An 18,369-nucleotide genomic window follows, 5' to 3' on the forward strand; every position below is an offset into this window, starting at 1 on the left:
CGTCTCGTCAATTGAGCGTCTATTCAGCCGGCGCTGCGACGGCATGATCGGTCGCTTCCTCCTCCGCATGCTTCATCTTCGGCTTGAAGATCTTCCAGGTGATGACGAAGAGCATCGGGATGAAGAAGATGCCGAGCAGGGTCGAGGCGATCGTGCCGCCCATGACGCCGATGCCGATCGAGTTCTGCGCTTTGGAACCGGGGCCGGAGGCGATCGCCAGCGGCAGGACGCCGAGTATGAAGGCAAACGAGGTCATCAGGATCGGCCGCAGGCGCTGGCGGGCCGCTTCGACGGTCGCCTGCAACAGCGGCTCGTCGTTACGAATCTTTTCGACGGCGAACTCGATGATCAGGATGGCGTTCTTGGCGGCAAGGCCGATCGTGGTCAGCAGGCCGACCTTGAAATAGATGTCGTTTTCCTGCCCGAACAGGGTCGCGGCCGTCAGCGCGCCGAGCACGCCGATCGGAACAGACAAAAGCACGGCGAACGGGATCGACCAGCTTTCGTAGAGGGCTGCGAGCGCCAGGAAGACGACCAGAACCGAGAGTGCATAGAGTTGGCCGGACGAAGCGCCGGACGCCACTTCCTGCTTCGACAGACCGGTCCAGGCAATGTGGTAGCTCGGCGGCAATTTGCCGACGATGTCGGCGATTTCCGTCATCGATTCACCGGAACTGACATCATTGGCAGCACCCTGGATCTGCACGGCGGGATAGCCGTCATAGCGGTCGAGCTTGGGTGAGCCGACGCGCCATTTGCCGGTGGCGAAAGCGGAGAAAGGCACCATTTCACCATTGGAATTGCGCACCAACCACTTGTCCAGGTCTTCGGGCTGCATGCGCGAATTCGTGTCGCCCTGGATATAGACCGGCTTGATGCGGCCATTGTGATTGAAGTCGTTGATGTAGCTCGAACCCCATGCGCTCGACAACGTCGTATCGATGTCGGAGAGGCTGAGATTCATCGAGCTCGCCTTGTCCTGGTCGATATCAATTGAATATTCCGGCGCATCGTCGAGACCGTTCGGCCGCACGCTGGAAAGCTTGCTATCCTGCCCAGCCTCTTTGACCACCTGGTTGCGAGCGGCCATCAGTTTCAGGTGGCCGAGATTGGCCGTGTCCTGCAGGTAGAATTCAAAGCCCGACGAGGTGCCGAAGCCGGGGATCGCCGGCGGCGCGACGATCAGGACCTGACCGTCCTTGATGGTGCGGAAGAAATTGCCCATGGCGCGCTTGGCGATCGATTGCGCATCCGATCCGGGCGCCGTTCGCTGTTCAAAATCCTTGAGCGCGATGAAGCCGATGGCGACATTCTGGCCTTGACCGGTGAAATTGAAGCCGACGCTGCCGAAGACGCCGTCGACATTGTTCTTCTCCTTGGTCAGGAAGTAATTGATCACCTGGTTCAGCGCCTTGGTCGTGCGCGTCGCAGTGGCGCCGGCCGGCAGGTTGACGGCGACGAGCAGGCGGCCCTGGTCTTCCTGCGGCAGGAAGGAGGTGGGCAGGCGGACAAACAGGAAGCCTGCGGCGACAGCGACCAGCACGAACAGGATCGAGAAGCGGAAGGCGCGATGGACGACGACATCGGTCGTCCGGCCATAGCCGTTGGTCGCGCCGCCGATAATCTTGTTGAAGATACCGTAGATGCCCTTCTTTTCGCCGTGAGGCACCTTCTTCAACAAGGTGGCGCAGAGCGCAGGCGTGAAGGTCAGGGCGACCAGCACCGAGAGCAGCATGGCCGAAACGATGGTGACCGAGAACTGGCGGTAGATGATGCCGACGGAGCCCGGGAAGAAGGCCATCGGCACGAACACCGCCGACAGCACGGTGGCAATACCGATCAGAGCGCCGCTGATCTGCTGCATCGACTTGATCGTCGCCTGCCGCGGACTGAGTTTTTCCTCGCTCATCAGGCGTTCGACATTCTCGACCACGACGATGGCGTCGTCGACCAACAGGCCGATGGCCAGCACCATGGCGAACATGGTCAGTGTGTTGATCGTATAGCCGAACACGGCGAGCACACCGAATGTGCCGAGCAGCACGACCGGCACGGCAAGCGTCGGGATCAACGTCACCCGCAGGTTCTGCAGGAAGACGAACATGACGACGAAGACCAGCGCGATGGCCTCGATCAGCGTCTTGGCCACATCCTCCAGCGACAGCCTGACAAAGGGCGTCGTGTCGAAGGGATAGTGGATTTCGACATTCGGCGGCAAGCTGGCCTTCAGTGCGTCGAGCGTCGAGACGACGTCGGCCGCGGTGGTCAGCGCATTGGCATTGCCAGCCAGCTGGATGCCGAGGCCGGCGGAATAGTGGCCGTTATAGACGCCCGACGTGTTGTAGTTGGCGGCGCCGACCTCGATCCGCGCCACGTCGCGCAACCGCACGATCGAGCCGTCCTGCTCGCTCTTGACGATGATATTGCCGAACTGTTCCGGCGTCTGCAGCTGGCTGCGCGCCGTCACCGTGGCGTTGAGCTGCTGGCTGGGCGACTGCGGCAAAGCACCGAGCTGGCCGGCGGAGACCTGCACGTTCTGCGCCGTGACGGCCTTGGTGATGTCGCTGACCATCAGCTGGTATTTTTCCAGCTTCTGCGGATCGACCCAGATGCGCATCGCATAGCTGGAGCCGAAGATCTGCGTGTCGCCCACGCCCTCGATGCGGCGAATGGGGTCGTTGACATCGCTGTCGATGAGATCGGCGAGATCGACGGGCTTGAGCTTGTCATCGGTCGAGACGAAGGCGACGACCATGAAGAAGCCGGTGCCGGCCTTGGTCACTGTCAAGCCTTGCGATTGCACGGCTTGCGGCAGCTGGCTGGTGATCAGCTGTACCTTGTTCTGTACCTGCACCTGGGCGACGTCGGGATTGGCGTCCGAGGTGAAGATGACATTGACCGTCGCCTGGCCTGTGGCCGTCGACGACGAGGTCATGTAGTCCATATAGTCGATGCCGGTCAGGCCTTCCTCGATGATTTTGGTCACCGAGTTTTCGACGGTCGCGGCATCGGCGCCGGGATAGGTGGCGACGATCTTGATCGTCGTCGGGGCGACCTGCGGATATTGCGAGATCGGCAGCGTGCGAATGGCGAGCAGGCCGGCCATCATGATGATGATGGCGATGACCCAGGCGAAAACCGGACGATCGACGAAGAACTTGGACATATCAGCGCTCCGAGACCTGGACTTTCTGCTCGGCGGTCGAGGACTTCGTGTTCGCCTTGGCCTCGATCGGCGTGATCTCGCCGGTCTTGTCGTTGATGGCGACCTCGGTGGCCTTCACCGGCTTGCCGACATCGGCATGGGCGCCGCCCTCGACGATCAACTGGTCGCCATCCTTGATGCCGTCTGTGACGACCCAGTTTGTCCCGTTGCTCCTGTCGATGGTCAGCGTCCGCTGGGCCACCTTGCCGTCACTGGCGACGACCTTGGCGACAGCGGCGCCGTCCGCCGTGCGGTCGACGGCGCGCTGCGGCACCAGGTAGCTGTTCCTGATCGTGCCTTCTTCGATTTTGGCGCGCACATACATGCCCGGCAGCAGCAGATGTTCAGGATTGGGGAAGACCGCACGGACAATGACGGTGCCGGAGGTTTCGCTGATCGACGCCTCGGCGAATTGCAGCTTGCCGGTATGCGGATAGGCGGAGCCATCTTCGAGCGTCAGGTCCACGACGGGTTCCTTGACCGGCGTCAGGCTGCCATTGCTCGTCGCACGGCGGAACTCCAGGAGTTTTTGGCTCGGCTCTGTCACCTCGACATAGATCGGGTCAAGCTGGCGGATGGTGGTCAGCGCCGTCGTCTGCTCGGCGGTGACGAGCGCGCCAATATTGACGGCGGAGCGGTCGATGCGGCCGTCGATCGGCGCCGTGATCTTCGTGCGGTCGAGATTGATCTTCGCCGTCAGGATGGCGGCATTGGCCGCGGCGATATCGGCATTGGCCTGGTCGAGCGCCAGGAGTGCGTCGTCGTAATCCTGGATGCTGCCGGCATGCTGGTCGGCGAGCTTCTTCAGCCGGTCGGTCTTGACCTCGGCATTCTCCTGCGCAGCCTTGGCGCGGGCCAGTGTCGCAACCGCACTCTGATAGGCGGCGTCATAGGTTGCCGGATCGATTTCGTAGAGCAGGTCGCCCTTCTTGATATCCGTGCCTTCGGTATAGACCCGGTCCTTGATCAGGCCGCTCACCTGCGGCCGGATTTCCGCCGTGTTGACCGCAACCGTCCGTCCGGCGAGGTCGGAAGAAATCGGCACGGACTTGCGTTCCAGCGAGATGACGCTGACCGACGGCAGCCCTTTCGGGGCATTGCTGGCTGCCTTCTGGTTGTCGTTGCAGCCAGCCAGAAGCACGGCCAGTGCGATCAGTGCCAATTTCACTCTCATAATGCTCGTCCGTCATCTGATAGGGACATGCACCGACGCAACGAAGCGCGTCGCTGTTGCAGTGCACAAGGACATTAGCGGCGGCCTGTCGCAGAAGTGTGCCAGCGGGGACGCGAATTGTATCAAAGTGTCGCAAGACTGGCGGGCCGGCCATCTGCGCTTACACTTTAATACATTTTTTCAAGTGATTGTATCCGCAGCAATCTGTAGAAGTATACCAGGAGGTTCAATTGGGTATCATGCAGGTGGCTCAGCATATTGCGATCGTCGACGACAACCGGGATATCCGGGATCTGGTCGCGCAATATCTCTCCCAGCACGATTATCGTGTCACTGCGCTCGATGGCGGTGCGGCCCTGAAGCGCTTGGTCGAGAAAACCCCGCCCGACCTCATCGTCCTCGACATCATGATGCCTGGTGAAGATGGATTGAGCATCTGTCGCGAGCTGCGCAAGTCTTCCGCCATTCCCGTTATCTTCCTGACCGCGATGACCGAGGATACCGATCGCATCATCGGGTTGGAGCTCGGTGCGGATGACTATCTCATCAAGCCTTTCAATCCGCGCGAACTCCTGGCGCGCATCCGTGCCGTCCTGCGCCGTGGCGGCTTTGCTGCGGCGGCGCAAGTGCCGCCTGTCGTTACCGCCAAGGTGGTGCGTTTCGATCAATGGCAGCTCGACATGGGTCGGCAGGAACTGCAGGGACCGGATGGAGTCGACGTTCCCCTCAGCACGGCTGAGTTCCGGCTGCTCAAGGTGCTGATCGAAAACCCGATGATCGTGCTCAGCCGCGAAAAGCTGCTCGACCTGACGATCGGCCGCAATGCCGATCCCTTCGACCGCAGCATCGACAACCAGGTGAGCCGCCTGCGCAAGAAGATCGAGCCCGATCCAAAAAGCCCATCGATCATCAAGACCCATTGGGGCGGCGGCTATAGCCTGACGACGATTGTCGAGGTGGTCCGATGAGGTGGGTTGCCGCCAGCCTGACCAGGCAGTTCATTTTCCTTCTGCTGTTTGCGCTCATTCTCGGCCAGACCGTACCGTTTGCGATCTCCTGGAACGAACGCAAGGCGGCGCTGCGCGAGGCGGCGCACTCGGAGTTCATCACCCGGACATCGGCTATCGCCCAGCTTTCGGATCATTCGCTGCCATCCGCCCGGGCGGAAATCCTCAATGCGAGCGGCACGGTGTTCACCCGTTTCTGGACCTCGACCGAAAGCCCGATGGACACGGAGGCCTGGGCCAAGCATGGTTTCGCGGAACTCAGGCGGCCGCTCTCCCGCATGCGCGGCCCAAACGGTGCTGACGAGGGGCATCATCAGGACCTCCTGGCGGCCCTCGACCAGCAGGATACCAGTGATTTCCGCTGGCAGCCGCTGCATTCCGAACTCTGGGAGGAGCCCGCCAAGGCGCAATTCTTCATGTTCGCGGATGCCGACGGCATGGCCATGACCACGCCGCTCAAGGATGGGACATGGCTGAACGCCATCAATTTCAAACCGCTGAAGGCCGGCATCTGGCGGCCGGAGGCGATCCTGTCGACGGCGGTGACCGCGCTTCTCCTGTGCCTGATCGCCTTCTTCGTTGCCCGCCTGATCGCGCGGCCGCTGAAGCAGCTTGCTTCGTCGGCGGAGGCGATGGGCCGGGGCGAGGTGATTCCGATCCTCGCCGAGAAGGGGCCGATCGAAATTCGCCAATTGAGCGAAGCCTTCGATCTCATGCAGCAGCGGCTGACACGGTTCGTCGAGGACCGCACCCGGATGCTCGCGGCGATCGGCCATGACCTCAGGACGCCGCTGACGACGCTGAGATTGCGGGCCGAATTCGTTCCTGACGAAGAGGCGCGCACCCGGCTGATCAGCACGATCGATGAAATGGAGAAGATGACCGAGGCGACGCTGGATTTTGCCAAGGGCGATGCGACCTCGGAAGCAACCAGGGTCGTCGACCTCAATGCATTGGTGGGCAGCCTTTGTGACGATCTGGCAGAACTCGGCAACGACGTTGCTTTCGAGGATGGCACAAAGACCACCTACCGATGCCGCCCCGACGGCCTGAAGCGGGCAATCCGCAATCTCATCGAGAATGCCCTGCGCTACGGCGGCAGGACGAGCGTCCGCATTGAGAGGGGCGCTGCCAACCTCGCCGTCGTCATCGAGGACGACGGGCCGGGAATCCCCGAAGGCGAGCGCGAGAAGGTATTCTCGCCGTTTTACCGGCTCGAAGCGTCGCGCAATTCCGAAACCGGCGGCGCAGGCCTGGGCCTGTCGATCGCCCGAACCATCGTTCGCCAGCATGGCGGCGAGATCATTCTTGCGGCAAACAGTCCAGGCTTGAAAGCGACGATTGCGCTGCCGATTAGCTGAAATGCATATCGAGTGATGGTCCTTGAGACCGGGCCTCTGTCGATTGTCTTCCCGGCGATCTTCCTCCGGCATCCACTGCAACCCACACTGCAGTGCTTGACCATACGCTCCTTTGCCATTTCAATGGCAACCAAGAACCAGTCTCCTCATGCCGCAGGGAGTTCGTTTCCTCGTGAATTTCGTGTTTTTCTCTCCGCATTTTCCCGCCAACAGCACCGAATTCTGCGACCGCCTCCAGCAGGCGGGCGCCACTGTCCTGGGTATCGGCGATGCCCCCTACGACCGGCTCGGCCCGAGGCTGGAGGGCGTGCTCACTGAATACTATCGCATTGCCGACATGGAGAATGCCGACCAGGTTCTGCGCGCCATGGGCCATTTCATTCATCGCTGGGGCCGTATCGATCGTTTCGAGTCGCTGAACGAGCACTGGCTGGAGCTGGACGCGGGCATGCGTACCGATTTCAACATCACCGGCATCAGGCGCGATTTCGTCGAGAACCTGAAGCACAAGTCGAAGATGCGCGGCTTCTTCGACAAGGCCGGCGTCGAGACGATCCGGCAGCGCAAATATGTCAACCGGGCTGGCGTCGAGGCTTTTATCGCTGAGGTCGGCTATCCGATCGTGATCAAGCCGGACCAGGGCTCGGGCGCCAGCAACACAATGAAAATCACCGGTAGTGAGGGGCTCGACGCCTTCGAGAGGAGCAAACGGGCCGGGGTGGGCTATGTCGCCGAGCAATTCATCGACGGCATCATCCTGACTTATGACGGGCTGGTCGACCGCGACGGCAACGTCGTGTTCGCTGCCAGCCATCGTTTCGAGCAGAGCATCATGGAGGTGGTGAATACCAATTCCCATCTCAACTACTATTGCCTGCCTTTCGTCGATCCTGAAGTCGAGAAGGCCGGGCGCGCCACCGTGAAAGCTTTCGGCCTGCGTGAGAAATTCTTCCACATCGAATTCTTCCAGACCCGGGCGGACAAGCGCATCGTGGCGCTCGAAATCAACATGCGCCCGCCCGGCGCCTGGATGACCGATGCGATCAACTATTCCTATGACATGGACGTCTATCGCGAATGGGCGCAGATGATCGTCAACAATGCCGTCGGTGGTCCGTTTACCGGGCGTTACTACACGGGCTATGCCAGCCGCAAGAACCATATTCGCTACGTCAATGACCATCAGGCCATTCTTACGGCGCATGGCGACAAGATCGTGCATTTCGCGCCGATCGAGGATGTGTTCAGCCGGGCGATGGGCAATTTCGCCTACCAGTTCCGCTCGGAGGATTTCGAAGAGGTGAAAGCCATCGTGCGCTTCATCCAGGATGTGGAGCGCTAGATTTTGAAAATCGACTATCACAAGCGCTTCAGCCGCCACCTCGGCCGCGAGATGGAGTTCAAGGTCTATGGTCACGCCGGCCGGCCGGTGCTGGTTTTCCCCACATCCAACGGGCGCTTCTTCCAATATGAAGATTCCGGCTGCATCGGCGTGCTCGCCGACCGCATCGACGCCGGAGAGATCAGGATCTGGACCGCCGACGGCATCGATGGCGAGACCTTCTTCTCCCAGAGCCCCGATCTGCCGGACCGCATCGGCCGGCATGAGGCCTATTTCCGCTATATAGGCGAAGAGCTGCTGCCGGAAATCCTCGATCTCGGCGGGCGCAGGCCCATCCTTACGGGCTGTTCTATGGGCGCTTTTCACGCCAGCAACTTCCAGTTTCGATTTTCCGAGCGGGTGGCCGGCGTCATCGCACTGAGCGGCGTCTATTCCACGCGGCATTTCTTCGGCGCAACGTTGGACGGCCAGGTCTATTTCAACTCGCCGGTGGATTATCTGGCCGGGCTGAACGACGAGGCCCTGCTCGATCGCATTCGATCGCGCCGCCTGTTCTTCTGCTGCGGCCAGGGCGCCTGGGAGGAGCAGATGATCGAGGATACCCGTCACCTCGAGGCCGTGCTGCGGGACAAGCGCATTCCGGCCTGGGTGGATTTTTGGGGCGCCGACGCCAGCCATGATTGGACCTGGTGGCACCGGCAGATCGTCTATTTCTTCGCCAAGTGGCTCGAGGATGACCGGGCGAACCCCCTATAACGTCGGCAACCCGTCCATCCCGCCGGCCTTGCAAGCAGGACGAGGCCGGAATGGCGATGCCTATCCCTTTATCCGGCCTTGACTGCCGTCGGCTCCACCCCCGACACCGCGCGCCGGAAAGCCTGTTCCAGATCGCGGATCAGATCGTCGGGATGTTCGAGCCCGACCGACAGTCGGATCAGTCCGTCGGTCACGCCCGTCTGGCTGCGTGCCTCGATCGGAACGCCGGAATGAGTCGTCGACGCCGGGTGGCAGGCAAGCGATTCCGATCCGCCGAGCGAGACGGCCAGCTTGAAGATCGTGAGGTTGTTGAGGATGCGGAAGGCCAGTGCACGGTCGTCGCGGATGACGAAGGAGAAGGTTGACCCGGCGCCTGAGCACTGGCGCCCATGCACCGACTTTTCCGCCTCCGACATGTCGTGGTCGACGTGCAGTACACTGGCGGGAATAAAGGGGTTTTGCGCCAGCCAGGCCGCAACCTTGCCAGCGGAATCGGCGGCCCGCTCCATTCTGAGTGCCAGGGTTTCCATCGATCTCGACAGCATCCAGCATGAATGCGGATCGAGCTGGAAGCCATAGGCTGACCGGGTCTGCCGCACAGGCGCCAGCAATTGCCGTGAACCGGTGATGCCGCCGGCAACCAGGTCGGAATGGCCGCCTACATATTTGGTCAGCGAATAGACACAGATATCGACGCCGAAATCCAGCGGCGTCTGGAAGACTGGTCCGAGCATCGTGTTGTCGCAGACGATGATCGGCTTCTGGCCGCTTGCGCGCGACCAATCGTCCACCGTGTGGCGGATCGTCTGGAGATCGATCGTCGCATTGGTCGGATTGGCGGGCGTTTCGAGATAGACCATCTTCACCGGCCCGTGACGCGCGGCCTTTTCCAGCATGTAGACCAGCGACTCGTCCTCGGTGCCATCGACGAACGGGATGGGCTTGATCCCCCATTGGGTGAAGACCTTGCGGAACAGCGTCTCCGTGCCGCCGTACAGCGGCGTTGAATGTACCAGTGCGTCGCCCGGTCTCAGGTAAGCCAGGGCGACGGCGCTGATCGCTGCCATGCCTGAAGATGTCACCAGCGCCTTTTCGGCATGGTCATAAATCGCCAGGCGATCTTCGACGATTTCCAGGTTCGGATGGTTGAAGCGTGAATAGACGAGCCCTCCGGCGCCCATGCCTTCGGGGGCAGGCTTGCGGCCCGCCACCACATCGAAGAATTCCGCGCCTTCCTCGGCGCTGGAAAAGGCGAATGTCGAGGTCAGGAAGACCGGCGGTTTGACGGCACCTTCGGACAGGGAGGGATCATAGCCGAACGCGGTCATCTGGGTGGACGGATGCAGCGGATGGCCGTCGATATGTGTCCGACGAAAGTTCTTTGCCACGGTAACCTCCTGCTTTTGGGTTTGTCGGTGATTATCTGCGCCGGCTTTGAAAGAATCCCACTTGTTTTGGCCAAAATGATGAAGCTATTAGTGGATAATGACTATGATAGACGAAACAGACGTCAAAATCCTCCAAGTGTTGAGCCAGGACTCACGGCAAAGCGTCGAGCGGGTGGCGGAGCGGGTGAACAGATCGGCGACCCCGGTGCGGCGGCGCATTCGCCGGCTCGAAGAGGAGGGCGTCATCCGCCGCTATACGCTGGATGTGGACATGAAAGCTTGTGGCTTTGGCCTCCAGCTCTATGTTTTCATCAAGCTGCAAAGCCGCGACCGTCCGACCATTGCCGACTTCGAGGATCGCGTTCGCCGGCTGCCGGAGGTGACCAGCTGCAATCTCGTCACCGGAGCCCATGACTATGTGCTGGGAATGCGGATGACCGACATGGATACCTACAACAATTTTCTGCGCACCGTCCTCTCTGAACTGCCCGGCGTCTTCGGCATCGAGACGAGTGTTGTCATCGGACCGGTCAAGGACGAAATCGCATTGCCGTACTGACCGGACGTGATTGCTCTCTGAGGTCCCTGTCACGGCCTTGGCGTGAGGACCCTGATCCGTTAAGCATCGGCAATTGCTTCGCATCACCGGAAAGGCATCATGGCGCCGGACACAATCAGCCGCGACGACGTCGCAGATCTGCTCGGCGACATGGTCGCCATCCCCAGCATCAATCCAGCATTCCAGAAATCCGATCTGCCGACGGAGTGGTTCGGCGAGGCGCGCATAGCGGCCTTTGTCGCCGAATGGCTGCGCAAGGCCGGCATCGAGGGGGCGCTCGAAGAGGTGCTGCCTGGGCGGCCTAATGTGATTGCGCGTATCAGAGGCCAAGCGGGCGCGCCGAGCATGATCTGGGAAGGCCATCTCGACACTGTGCAGGTGGATGGCATGCAGGCACCGTTTACGCCGCGCATCGAAGGCGAGAAGCTCTATGGCCGCGGCGCGGTCGACGACAAGGGATGCCTTGCCATGTTCATGCTGGCGATGCGCGAAGTGCGTCGTCGTGGCTCGCGTTGCGACCTCACATTCGTCGCCGCAATCGACGAAGAGGTGACGTTCAAGGGCGTCCAGCATCACATCCGCACAAATGGCCGCTACGATCTCGGCATTGCCGGCGAGCCGACCAGCTTGCAGGTGGTCAGCGCCTGCAAGGGCGTCATCCGCTTCGTCATCGAAGTGCAGGGGAAGAACGCCCATTCGGCGCGGCCGGAAGAAGGCGTCAATGCCATCCTCGCAGCCGCCGATCTCGTGATCCACCTCAAGCAATACATGGCCTCGACGGAGAGCGAACACCCGCTACTCGGCCGGCGGACGCTGACCTGCACGTTGATGCAGGCCGGCGAGGGCGCCAACAGCGTCCCCTCGCAAGCGCACCTGACGTTCGATTTTCGTACCTTGCCGGACCAGACGGGCGAGGATGCCTGGAACGAGATCGCTGCGGTGGTCGCGGCATTTTCCGACGCACGCAGTGACGGCGCCCGGTTCATCATGCATCCGTCGTTCATCGATTCGGTTTCGATGGAGGTGCCGCACGACGCGCGGATCGTGCGCGAACTCGCCGCGATCGTCGGCGAGGCCGGTTATTCGGACAAGGTGATCGGCGTGCCCTACGGCTCGGATGCCAGCAAGCTCACCCGCGCCGGCACGCCGACGGTGATCTTCGGCCCCGGTCGGATCGAGGAGGCGCATGCTATCAGCGAATATGTCGATATGGACGAGGTCGCTCGTGGGGCCGAAATGCTGGTGGCGCTTGCCGAGCGGCTATAGCTGTGGTGGCGGGGCGCCGGCCTCGACATAGGGCAGGGCGGCTTCGACATGCCGCTTGCCATCGCGCAATGAAAAGCGGCCGTGTCCCGGCAGGAACTGTTCGAAATCCAGTTGGCTCAACCGATGGATCGACGCAAGCGTCTTCGATACGCTGCAATCTTCGATGTCCTGCAAGATCACCTTGCCGCCGGCAAACAAGGCATCGCCCGCCACCAGGCTTCTCTTGCCGCCCTGCTCGACCAGGTAGCAGCAATGGTCGTCGCTATGCCCGGGCGTCTCGTAGAGGGTAACAGTGATTGGGCCGAGCGTCATGGTCTCGCCATCGCCCAGCACCTGGTCGACCTTCGGCGCACGCCACTGATAATCGAGCGGATAGAATTTGCCGCGCACCCGATCGAGGCTGATCAGCCGCTCGTCGCCGGCAGCGAGAATCTCTGCGGTCCTCTGTCCCGAAACCACGGTCAGGCCGGGGAAACGGGCGATCAGGGCTGCGGCGCCGCCCGAATGATCGGCATGGCCATGCGTGAGGAGCAGGGTCTTCAGGCCGGCCGGATCGAGGCCGCCGGCATGCATCGCCTCGGCCAATGCATCGACGTCGCGGCCGGCGCCGGCGTCGAAAATGTGGTGCGCGCGGCCATCTGTGAACAGGAAGACGTTGCAGTCGAGCGCATCGCTGAGATCGAAGCCGCTGGCGCCGCTGAGCACGAGATGCAGCGTCTCGGTGATCTTCATCCGTCCTGACCGCTATTGTAATGCAACTGGCTTGCAGCCCGCTTGAGACTGTCGAGATAGGATTGCCGGTGCTTGAGGCCGTCATCGCGGGGTGCCACGAGGCAGAGCGTCGCGATTGCCTTGCCATCCATGTCCTTGACCGGCACGGCGAAGCAGTGAGTGAAGCTGTCGACGATGCTGTTGAAGGTGAATTCACCGGCCTCGGTCGCGCCGCGTACCTCGGCGATGAATTTTTCCGGCTCGAGCCATTCGCCGTTCGGCAGGTGGAAGTCGTCCTTGGGGATGAAATCGAGGATTTCGGCGTCGCTCATATGGCCGACGAGCAGGCGCCCCGAGGCTGTCCACGGGATCGGCACCGGTCGGCCGACATCGGCGGAGATGCGGAAGGGACGCGCACCCTCGCGCATACGCATGACCGCATATTTGTTGCCGTCAAGCATGCAGAACTGCGACGTTTCCCGCGTCTCGGCGGCGAGATGCTCGAGAATGCGGTCGCATTCGCGCATGAAGTCGAAATGGTTCTCATAGGCAGCACCTAGGAAATAGAGTTTGCGGCCGAGATAGATGCGGCCCTCGCCGCCGGCATACTCGACGATGCCGTTGCGCAGCAGCAGGTTGACGAGTTCATAGACCGAGGAGCGCGGCGCGCCGATCTGGGCGGCGATCTCGTTCGGCTTGGCCGGTCCCTGCCTCAGCCGCAGGAATTCCAGGATTTCGAAAGCCCGGTCCAAGCCGCGCGCCCGTTTCGAAATCGCCTCATCGTTCACCGCATCCATTTCATCGTCCTTCAAGCCGGTATTCCCGGTGTTTTGGCGCAGCTTAAAAATTTTGGCAACAGGCTTGCCAGCGCCTCGATTTTGCATGATAGTCCGCTTGTCCAATATTATGATCAAACGTCCAATATATTGGACATAGAGCAAATCAACGCGCTGATCAAGTCGGCGAAATCAAAAATGGGGAACGAAACGATGAAAATGGAGATCGGAAAATTTCTTTCGAGCCGCCGCGCCCTTATGGCCGGCGTCGGCATGCTGGCGCTCGCCGTCACCGGCGTCGCCGACCAGGCCGCAGCGGCGGCGAAATGCATCAAGGGCGACCGCAAGGCGCCGTACACAGTCGGCTGGGCCAATATCTATTCCGTGCCCACCTGGATGAAGCAGACCGAAGGCACGATCACCGCCGAAGTCGATGAACTGAAGAAGGCCGGCCTCGTCAAGGATTTGAAGATCACCGATGCGCAGGGCAATGCCCAGACGCAGATCCAGCAGATCCAATCGATGATCGATGCCAATCTCGACGCGATCATCATCGAGGCCGGTTCGTCGACGGCGCTCAACCGCGTGGTCGCCGACGCCTGCGCCAAGGGCATCGCCGTCGTCAATTTCGACAGTCTCGTCGACACCAATGAACTGACCGCCAAGATCAACACTGACTCCAACGAATGGGGCACTGCGGCGGCCAAGTGGCTGGTCGAGCAACTGCACGGCAAGGGCAAGATCATCATCATGAACGGCCCGGCCGGCATTTCGGTCAGCGACGACCGCCGCAAGGGCGCGCAGCCGGTACTTGATGCCAACAAGGGCCTGCAGATCATCACCGAGACCAATACCGAATACAATGTCGCCCCGGCCCAAGAAGCGATGACCAACCTGCTGTTCGCCAATCCTGAGATCGACGGCGTGCTGTCGCTTGGCGGCGCGCTCTCGGCCGGCTCGATCATGGCTTTCGATCGCCAGGGCCGTACTCAAGTGCCGATCACCGGTGAAAATGCCCGTCAGTTCCTCGAACTCTGGAAACAGAAGGGCATCAAGAGCTGGGCGACGATGCAGCCGAACTGGCTCGGCGCGCTCTCGGTCTACACCGCCGTTCAGGCGCTGCAGGGCAAGAATGTTCCCGCCTTCGTGAAAGTGCCGCTGCCGGTGATCGATAATTCGAACATCGACAGCTACCTCGCCCGCGCCGACAAGTTCCCGGCCGACGGCTATATCTATTCGGACTATGACAAGGCGCTGTTCGACAAGCTGCTGGCGCAGTAAGTTCGACCAAGCAGACTTTCGTTGGCAAGCCAACGATTCATCCGCTTAGTCCTTTGTTTTGTCGCAGGTTCTTGTCGGAAAACCGTGGAACACTTTTCCGGAACCTGCTCGGTCCGAATGATGAAGGTACCATGATGAGCGTTCGTCTGCCCGTGGTGGAAGCCCGTGCCGTGTCCAAGGGCTTCTTCGGCAATCCCGTGCTCAAGGGTGTGAGCATCAGCCTTGTGCCCGGCAGGATCCATGCTCTGCTGGGCGAGAACGGCGCGGGCAAATCGACGCTCATCAATCTCATCTCCGGCGCCTTGCTGCCGGATGGCGGCGAGGTGCTGATCGACGGCAAGCCGGCCGGCCGCTATGACCCCAAGGCGGCGCGCGCGGCCGGCATCGCCGTCGTGCAGCAGGAGCTCAGCCTGGCGGCCGAATTGTCGATCGCCGAAAATATCGGCCTCGGCGCCTATCCGCGGCGCCTCGGCCTCATCGATTACAGGGTTTTGCGCGATCGCGCCGCCGAGGCCTGCGCATTGGTCGGTCTGACCGAGCCGCTGGATATGCCGGTCGGCGATCTGGCGCTCGGCCGGCGGCAGATGGTAGAGATCGCCAAGGCGCTCTATCGCAAGCCGCGCGTGCTGATCCTCGACGAACCCACCTCGTCGCTGTCGGCGCATGAGGCCGGTGTGCTTTCCAGCCTTGTCCGCGACCTTGCCGCCAAGGGGACGGCCATTCTCTACATCTCTCATCGGCTGGACGAGGTCCGGTCGCTCTGCGGGCATGTGACGATCCTGAAGGACGGTGTGGTGACGGCAGACCAAAGCCTCGCCGGCATCGATGGGCAAAGCCTGGTGCGGTTGATGGTCGGGCGCGACCCAGGCGATCTGTTTCCGCCGCACCAACCGCGCCAGCGCGGCGAGCGGCGGATCGAGATCAGCGGCTTTGCCGCAGGCATTGTTCGCGATGTGGATTTTTCCGCCTTCGCCGGCGAGATCGTCGGCATCGGCGGCCTTGTCGGGCAGGGGCAGGAGGATTTCCTGCTCGGCCTCTACGGCGCCATTCCCGCCTCCGCCCAGCGGGCCGAGATCAGCGGTTGTGCGGGTCTCGCGACCTCGGTCGGATCGGCCAATGCGCTGGGGCTTGCCTATGTGCCGGCCGATCGCAAGAAGGAAGGCCTGGTGCTCACCCATTCCATTGCTTCCAATCTGCTGCTGCCGTCGCTGGGGCAGAACATGAAGAACGGTCTGCGCGACCGCCCGGCGGAAGAGAGTCTGGTCGGCAGCCTGGCACAGCGGCTCAGCATCAAGGGGGATACGAGCCGCGCCGTGCAGGCGCTGTCGGGCGGCAATCAGCAGAAGGTGGCTTTGGCCAAGTGGCTGCCCAAAGCGCCATCGATCCTGCTGCTCAACGATCCGACCCGCGGCGTCGATATCGAGACGAAGCGGGAAATCTACCTGATGCTGCAGGGTTTTGCAGCCGAGGGCAAGCTGGTCATCCTCTTGAGTTCGGACACGCCGGAGCTGGTGCATCTCTGCGACCGGGTGCTGGTGTTCAGTGAGGGACGAGTTGTTCGTAGCCTGGAACGCGGCGCCACCAGCGAGGAAGCAATCGTCGGCGCAGCCATGGGCCTCGCCCGGAGCGAAGCAGCATGACCAGTGCATCGGGCAATCTCTATCTCGCCGTCCAGGGACGCCGCAATCGCGGACTGCCGGGACTCTATATCGTCGTCACAGCTCTTATCGCGCTCTATGTCTTCCTCTCGCCGGGCATCCTGAGCGTCGAGGGCTTTTCAAAGTTCAGCCAGAATTGGTTCCCGCTGGCGCTCGTGACCCTGGCGCAGGCGCTGTTGATGCTCAATGGCGGCATTTCGCTGGCGATCGGCCCGATGGTCAGCCTCGGCGCCGTGATCGCTGCGACGACCATGGGCGGACCGCTCGGCACGCCTGGCGGCATCGTCGCGGCCGCATTTTCCGGGCTGATCCTTGGGGCATTGATGGGAACGGTCGTCGCCTATCTCCGGCTGCCGGCGATCATCGTCACTCTTGCGAGCTCGTTCATCATCACCGGCATCGCGCTGCTCATCCTCCCACGGCCCGGCGGCTTCATCCCCACCTGGTTCTCCGATCTGCTCGCCGGCAACACGCCCGTCGCCTTCATGCTGCTCGTGCTGGTGCTGATCGCCTGGAAGATTTTTCTGCTGACGCCGACCGGTCTCGGCATCTATGCCGCGGGCGACAATCCGGTCGGCGCCTATCGCTCCGGCGTGACGGTCGACCGGGTGAAGCTGACGGCCTTTGCCATTTCTGGCCTGTTGACGGCGCTGGCCGGCGTGTTCGTCGCCGCGCAGACCGGTTCGGGCGATCCGGTGATCGGCGGCCCCTTCACGCTCAACTCGATTGCCGGCGCGGTGCTCGGCGGTGTTGGCTTCCTCGGCGGCAAGGGAACGATGCGCGGCGCGATCTGCGGCAGCCTGATCCTGTCGCTGATGATCAACGTCATGTTCTTCATGGGTTTTCCGCCGGTGGCGCAATATGTCGCGCAGGGCCTGATCATCGTCGGGGCTGTCGCCATTCCCAATCTCGCAGCACGGTGGAGAAGACGATGAACGCCCTGTCCAGGCTGATGCGCAATCCGCCGCTGCTGACGCTCATCCTTGTCGTGCTGGTCCTGGTGATCGCCAGTTTCAGCCTGCGCGGCTTCGGCTCGTTCGGCCATCTGCGCTATCTGATGGAACTCGCCGCTGTCATCGGCATTGTCGCCGCCGGCCAGACGCTGGTGATCCTGGTGGGCGGCATCGACCTGTCCGCCGGCACGATCATGACAGTGACGGCGATCCTGCTGCCGCTGCTGTCGCCGGGTTTCGATGCCACCGGCCTTGTCGGCATCGCGGTCATCCTGGCGATCGCCACGCTGATCGGCTTTCTCAATGGCGCTGGTGCTGCTTTCCTCGGCGTGCCGCCGATCATCATGACGCTCGCCATGGCGACCTTTCTGCAGGGACTATTGGTCATCGTTGCCGGCGGCAGCGCGGTGTCGGTCACCAATGCGGCAGTGATCTGGCTCGGTCAGGCGCGTCCATCAGGCATTTCGGCGAGCGTGATCCTCTGGGCGATCGTCTCGATCGCGGTCATCGTGCTCATCCATCGCATGCCGATCGGCGCCCGTTTCCTGGCGCTCGGCGCCAACCCGCTTGCCGCCCGGCTTTCCGGCATCAGCGTCACCCGGCACACTTTGATCGTCTATGCGCTGTCCGGCTTCTTCGCCGGGATATCCGGCATCCTGATCCTCGGTATGAACCAGCAAGGTTATGTCGGCATTGGCGAACCCTATGTGCTGACCTCTATCGCCGCGGTCGTGCTTGGCGGCACCTCGATCCTCGGCGGTCGCGGCACCTATGCCGGCACGATACCCGGCGCGATCCTGCTGGTCACGACCACGGCGCTGATCACCGTGGTCAATGCCTCGGCCGGCTGGCGCAGCATCATGTTCGGCACGCTGATCCTGGCGCTGCTGTTGATTTCCGGCCGCGAGGCCCGTTCAAGATGATGGTATCTG

Annotated in this window: 15 protein-coding genes; 10 read left to right on the forward strand and 5 right to left on the reverse strand. The window is 61.8% G+C overall.

Translation table 11 applies throughout. The annotated features are described in order from the left end of the window. Positions 1-19: 19 nt before the first annotated feature. Positions 20-3,166, reverse strand: a complete 3,147-nt coding sequence (locus tag AC1D06_RS00355) for an efflux RND transporter permease subunit (RefSeq protein WP_477984138.1) — start codon at positions 3,164-3,166, stop codon at positions 20-22. 1 nt (position 3,167) lies between these two features. Next, positions 3,168-4,379, reverse strand: a complete 1,212-nt coding sequence (locus AC1D06_RS00360; RefSeq protein WP_477984140.1) for an efflux RND transporter periplasmic adaptor subunit — start codon at positions 4,377-4,379, stop codon at positions 3,168-3,170. A 239-nt stretch (positions 4,380-4,618) separates the two neighbouring features. On the opposite strand from AC1D06_RS00360, the gene AC1D06_RS00365 reads away from it, so the two are divergent. The 4 genes from AC1D06_RS00365 to AC1D06_RS00380 all read left to right on the forward strand — a co-directional run bounded on the left by AC1D06_RS00365 (position 4,619) and on the right by AC1D06_RS00380 (position 8,845). Further along, positions 4,619-5,347, forward strand: coding sequence for a response regulator (locus AC1D06_RS00365; RefSeq protein WP_477984673.1), 729 nt, complete (start codon positions 4,619-4,621; stop codon positions 5,345-5,347). Further along, the gene (locus tag AC1D06_RS00370; protein ID WP_477984142.1) at positions 5,344-6,747 is read left to right on the forward strand and encodes an ATP-binding protein; all 1,404 of its coding nucleotides are present in this window, start codon (positions 5,344-5,346) and stop codon (positions 6,745-6,747) included. Before AC1D06_RS00365 ends, AC1D06_RS00370 begins: the two co-directional genes overlap by 4 nt. A 172-nt stretch (positions 6,748-6,919) precedes the next feature. Next, positions 6,920-8,089, forward strand: a complete 1,170-nt coding sequence (locus tag AC1D06_RS00375) for an ATP-grasp domain-containing protein (RefSeq protein WP_477984144.1) — start codon at positions 6,920-6,922, stop codon at positions 8,087-8,089. A gap of 3 nt (positions 8,090-8,092) precedes the next feature. Next, positions 8,093-8,845 carry an esterase family protein gene (locus AC1D06_RS00380; protein WP_477984146.1) on the forward strand — a complete coding sequence of 251 codons (753 nt, stop codon included), beginning with the start codon at positions 8,093-8,095 and terminating at the stop codon, positions 8,843-8,845. 68 nt (positions 8,846-8,913) lie between these two features. Here AC1D06_RS00380 and AC1D06_RS00385 read toward each other — a convergent pair whose 3' ends face one another. Continuing rightward, on the reverse strand, positions 8,914-10,233 hold the full coding sequence (locus AC1D06_RS00385) for a cystathionine gamma-synthase family protein (protein WP_477984148.1): 1,320 nt from the start codon (positions 10,231-10,233) through the stop codon (positions 8,914-8,916). Positions 10,234-10,336: 103 nt separating this feature from the next. Here AC1D06_RS00385 and AC1D06_RS00390 point away from each other — a divergent pair, with 103 nt between their 5' ends. Together AC1D06_RS00390 and AC1D06_RS00395 are read left to right on the forward strand one after the other, a co-directional pair. Then, positions 10,337-10,792, forward strand: a complete 456-nt coding sequence (locus AC1D06_RS00390) for an Lrp/AsnC family transcriptional regulator (protein ID WP_477875286.1) — start codon at positions 10,337-10,339, stop codon at positions 10,790-10,792. Between the two features lie 99 nt (positions 10,793-10,891). Then, positions 10,892-12,058: a M20 family metallopeptidase gene (locus tag AC1D06_RS00395; protein WP_477984150.1), complete on the forward strand. Its 1,167-nt coding sequence runs from the start codon at positions 10,892-10,894 to the stop codon at positions 12,056-12,058. Here AC1D06_RS00395 and AC1D06_RS00400 read toward each other — a convergent pair. Together AC1D06_RS00400 and AC1D06_RS00405 are read right to left on the reverse strand one after the other, a co-directional pair. Next, complete coding sequence (locus tag AC1D06_RS00400; protein WP_477875288.1) at positions 12,053-12,790, reverse strand: MBL fold metallo-hydrolase; 738 nt, start codon at positions 12,788-12,790, stop codon at positions 12,053-12,055. The genes AC1D06_RS00395 and AC1D06_RS00400 overlap by 6 nt on opposite strands. Further along, entirely contained in the window at positions 12,787-13,566 is a 780-nt protein-coding gene (locus AC1D06_RS00405; RefSeq protein WP_477984675.1) for an IclR family transcriptional regulator, read from the reverse strand. The genes AC1D06_RS00400 and AC1D06_RS00405 overlap by 4 nt, the downstream gene beginning before the upstream one ends. A 192-nt stretch (positions 13,567-13,758) precedes the next feature. Between AC1D06_RS00405 and AC1D06_RS00410 the strand changes: the two genes are divergently transcribed. The 4 genes from AC1D06_RS00410 (at position 13,759) to AC1D06_RS00425 (ending at position 18,360) form a co-directional block, all read left to right on the forward strand. Beyond that, the gene (locus tag AC1D06_RS00410; protein WP_477875289.1) at positions 13,759-14,826 is read left to right on the forward strand and encodes a substrate-binding domain-containing protein; all 1,068 of its coding nucleotides are present in this window, start codon (positions 13,759-13,761) and stop codon (positions 14,824-14,826) included. A 134-nt stretch (positions 14,827-14,960) separates the two neighbouring features. After that, the gene (locus AC1D06_RS00415; protein WP_477875446.1) at positions 14,961-16,466 is read left to right on the forward strand and encodes a sugar ABC transporter ATP-binding protein; all 1,506 of its coding nucleotides are present in this window, start codon (positions 14,961-14,963) and stop codon (positions 16,464-16,466) included. After that, positions 16,463-17,419, forward strand: a complete 957-nt coding sequence (locus AC1D06_RS00420) for an ABC transporter permease (protein WP_477984152.1) — start codon at positions 16,463-16,465, stop codon at positions 17,417-17,419. The genes AC1D06_RS00415 and AC1D06_RS00420 overlap by 4 nt, the downstream gene beginning before the upstream one ends. Continuing rightward, entirely contained in the window at positions 17,416-18,360 is a 945-nt protein-coding gene (locus tag AC1D06_RS00425; RefSeq protein ID WP_477984154.1) for an ABC transporter permease, read from the forward strand. The genes AC1D06_RS00420 and AC1D06_RS00425 overlap by 4 nt, the downstream gene beginning before the upstream one ends. The last annotated feature ends 9 nt before the right edge of the window (positions 18,361-18,369 follow it).

The organism is Rhizobium sp. P2_G2 (genome assembly GCF_056403555.1).

Bases quoted from the DNA above. Each gene is read 5' to 3' on its own strand.
- AC1D06_RS00425 (WP_477984154.1), top strand. From the start codon at position 17,416: ATGAACGCCCTGTCCAGGCTGATGCGCAATCCGCCGCTGCTGACGCTC.
- AC1D06_RS00355 (WP_477984138.1), bottom strand. From the start codon at position 3,166: ATGTCCAAGTTCTTCGTCGATCGTCCGGTTTTCGCCTGGGTCATCGCC.
- AC1D06_RS00365 (WP_477984673.1), top strand. From the start codon at position 4,619: ATGCAGGTGGCTCAGCATATTGCGATCGTCGACGACAACCGGGATATC.
- AC1D06_RS00415 (WP_477875446.1), top strand. From the start codon at position 14,961: ATGAGCGTTCGTCTGCCCGTGGTGGAAGCCCGTGCCGTGTCCAAGGGC.
- AC1D06_RS00370 (WP_477984142.1), top strand. From the start codon at position 5,344: ATGAGGTGGGTTGCCGCCAGCCTGACCAGGCAGTTCATTTTCCTTCTG.
- AC1D06_RS00360 (WP_477984140.1), bottom strand. From the start codon at position 4,379: ATGAGAGTGAAATTGGCACTGATCGCACTGGCCGTGCTTCTGGCTGGC.
- AC1D06_RS00390 (WP_477875286.1), top strand. From the start codon at position 10,337: ATGATAGACGAAACAGACGTCAAAATCCTCCAAGTGTTGAGCCAGGAC.
- AC1D06_RS00420 (WP_477984152.1), top strand. From the start codon at position 16,463: ATGACCAGTGCATCGGGCAATCTCTATCTCGCCGTCCAGGGACGCCGC.
- AC1D06_RS00405 (WP_477984675.1), bottom strand. From the start codon at position 13,566: ATGGATGCGGTGAACGATGAGGCGATTTCGAAACGGGCGCGCGGCTTG.
- AC1D06_RS00410 (WP_477875289.1), top strand. From the start codon at position 13,759: ATGAAAATGGAGATCGGAAAATTTCTTTCGAGCCGCCGCGCCCTTATG.
- AC1D06_RS00400 (WP_477875288.1), bottom strand. From the start codon at position 12,790: ATGAAGATCACCGAGACGCTGCATCTCGTGCTCAGCGGCGCCAGCGGC.
- AC1D06_RS00395 (WP_477984150.1), top strand. From the start codon at position 10,892: ATGGCGCCGGACACAATCAGCCGCGACGACGTCGCAGATCTGCTCGGC.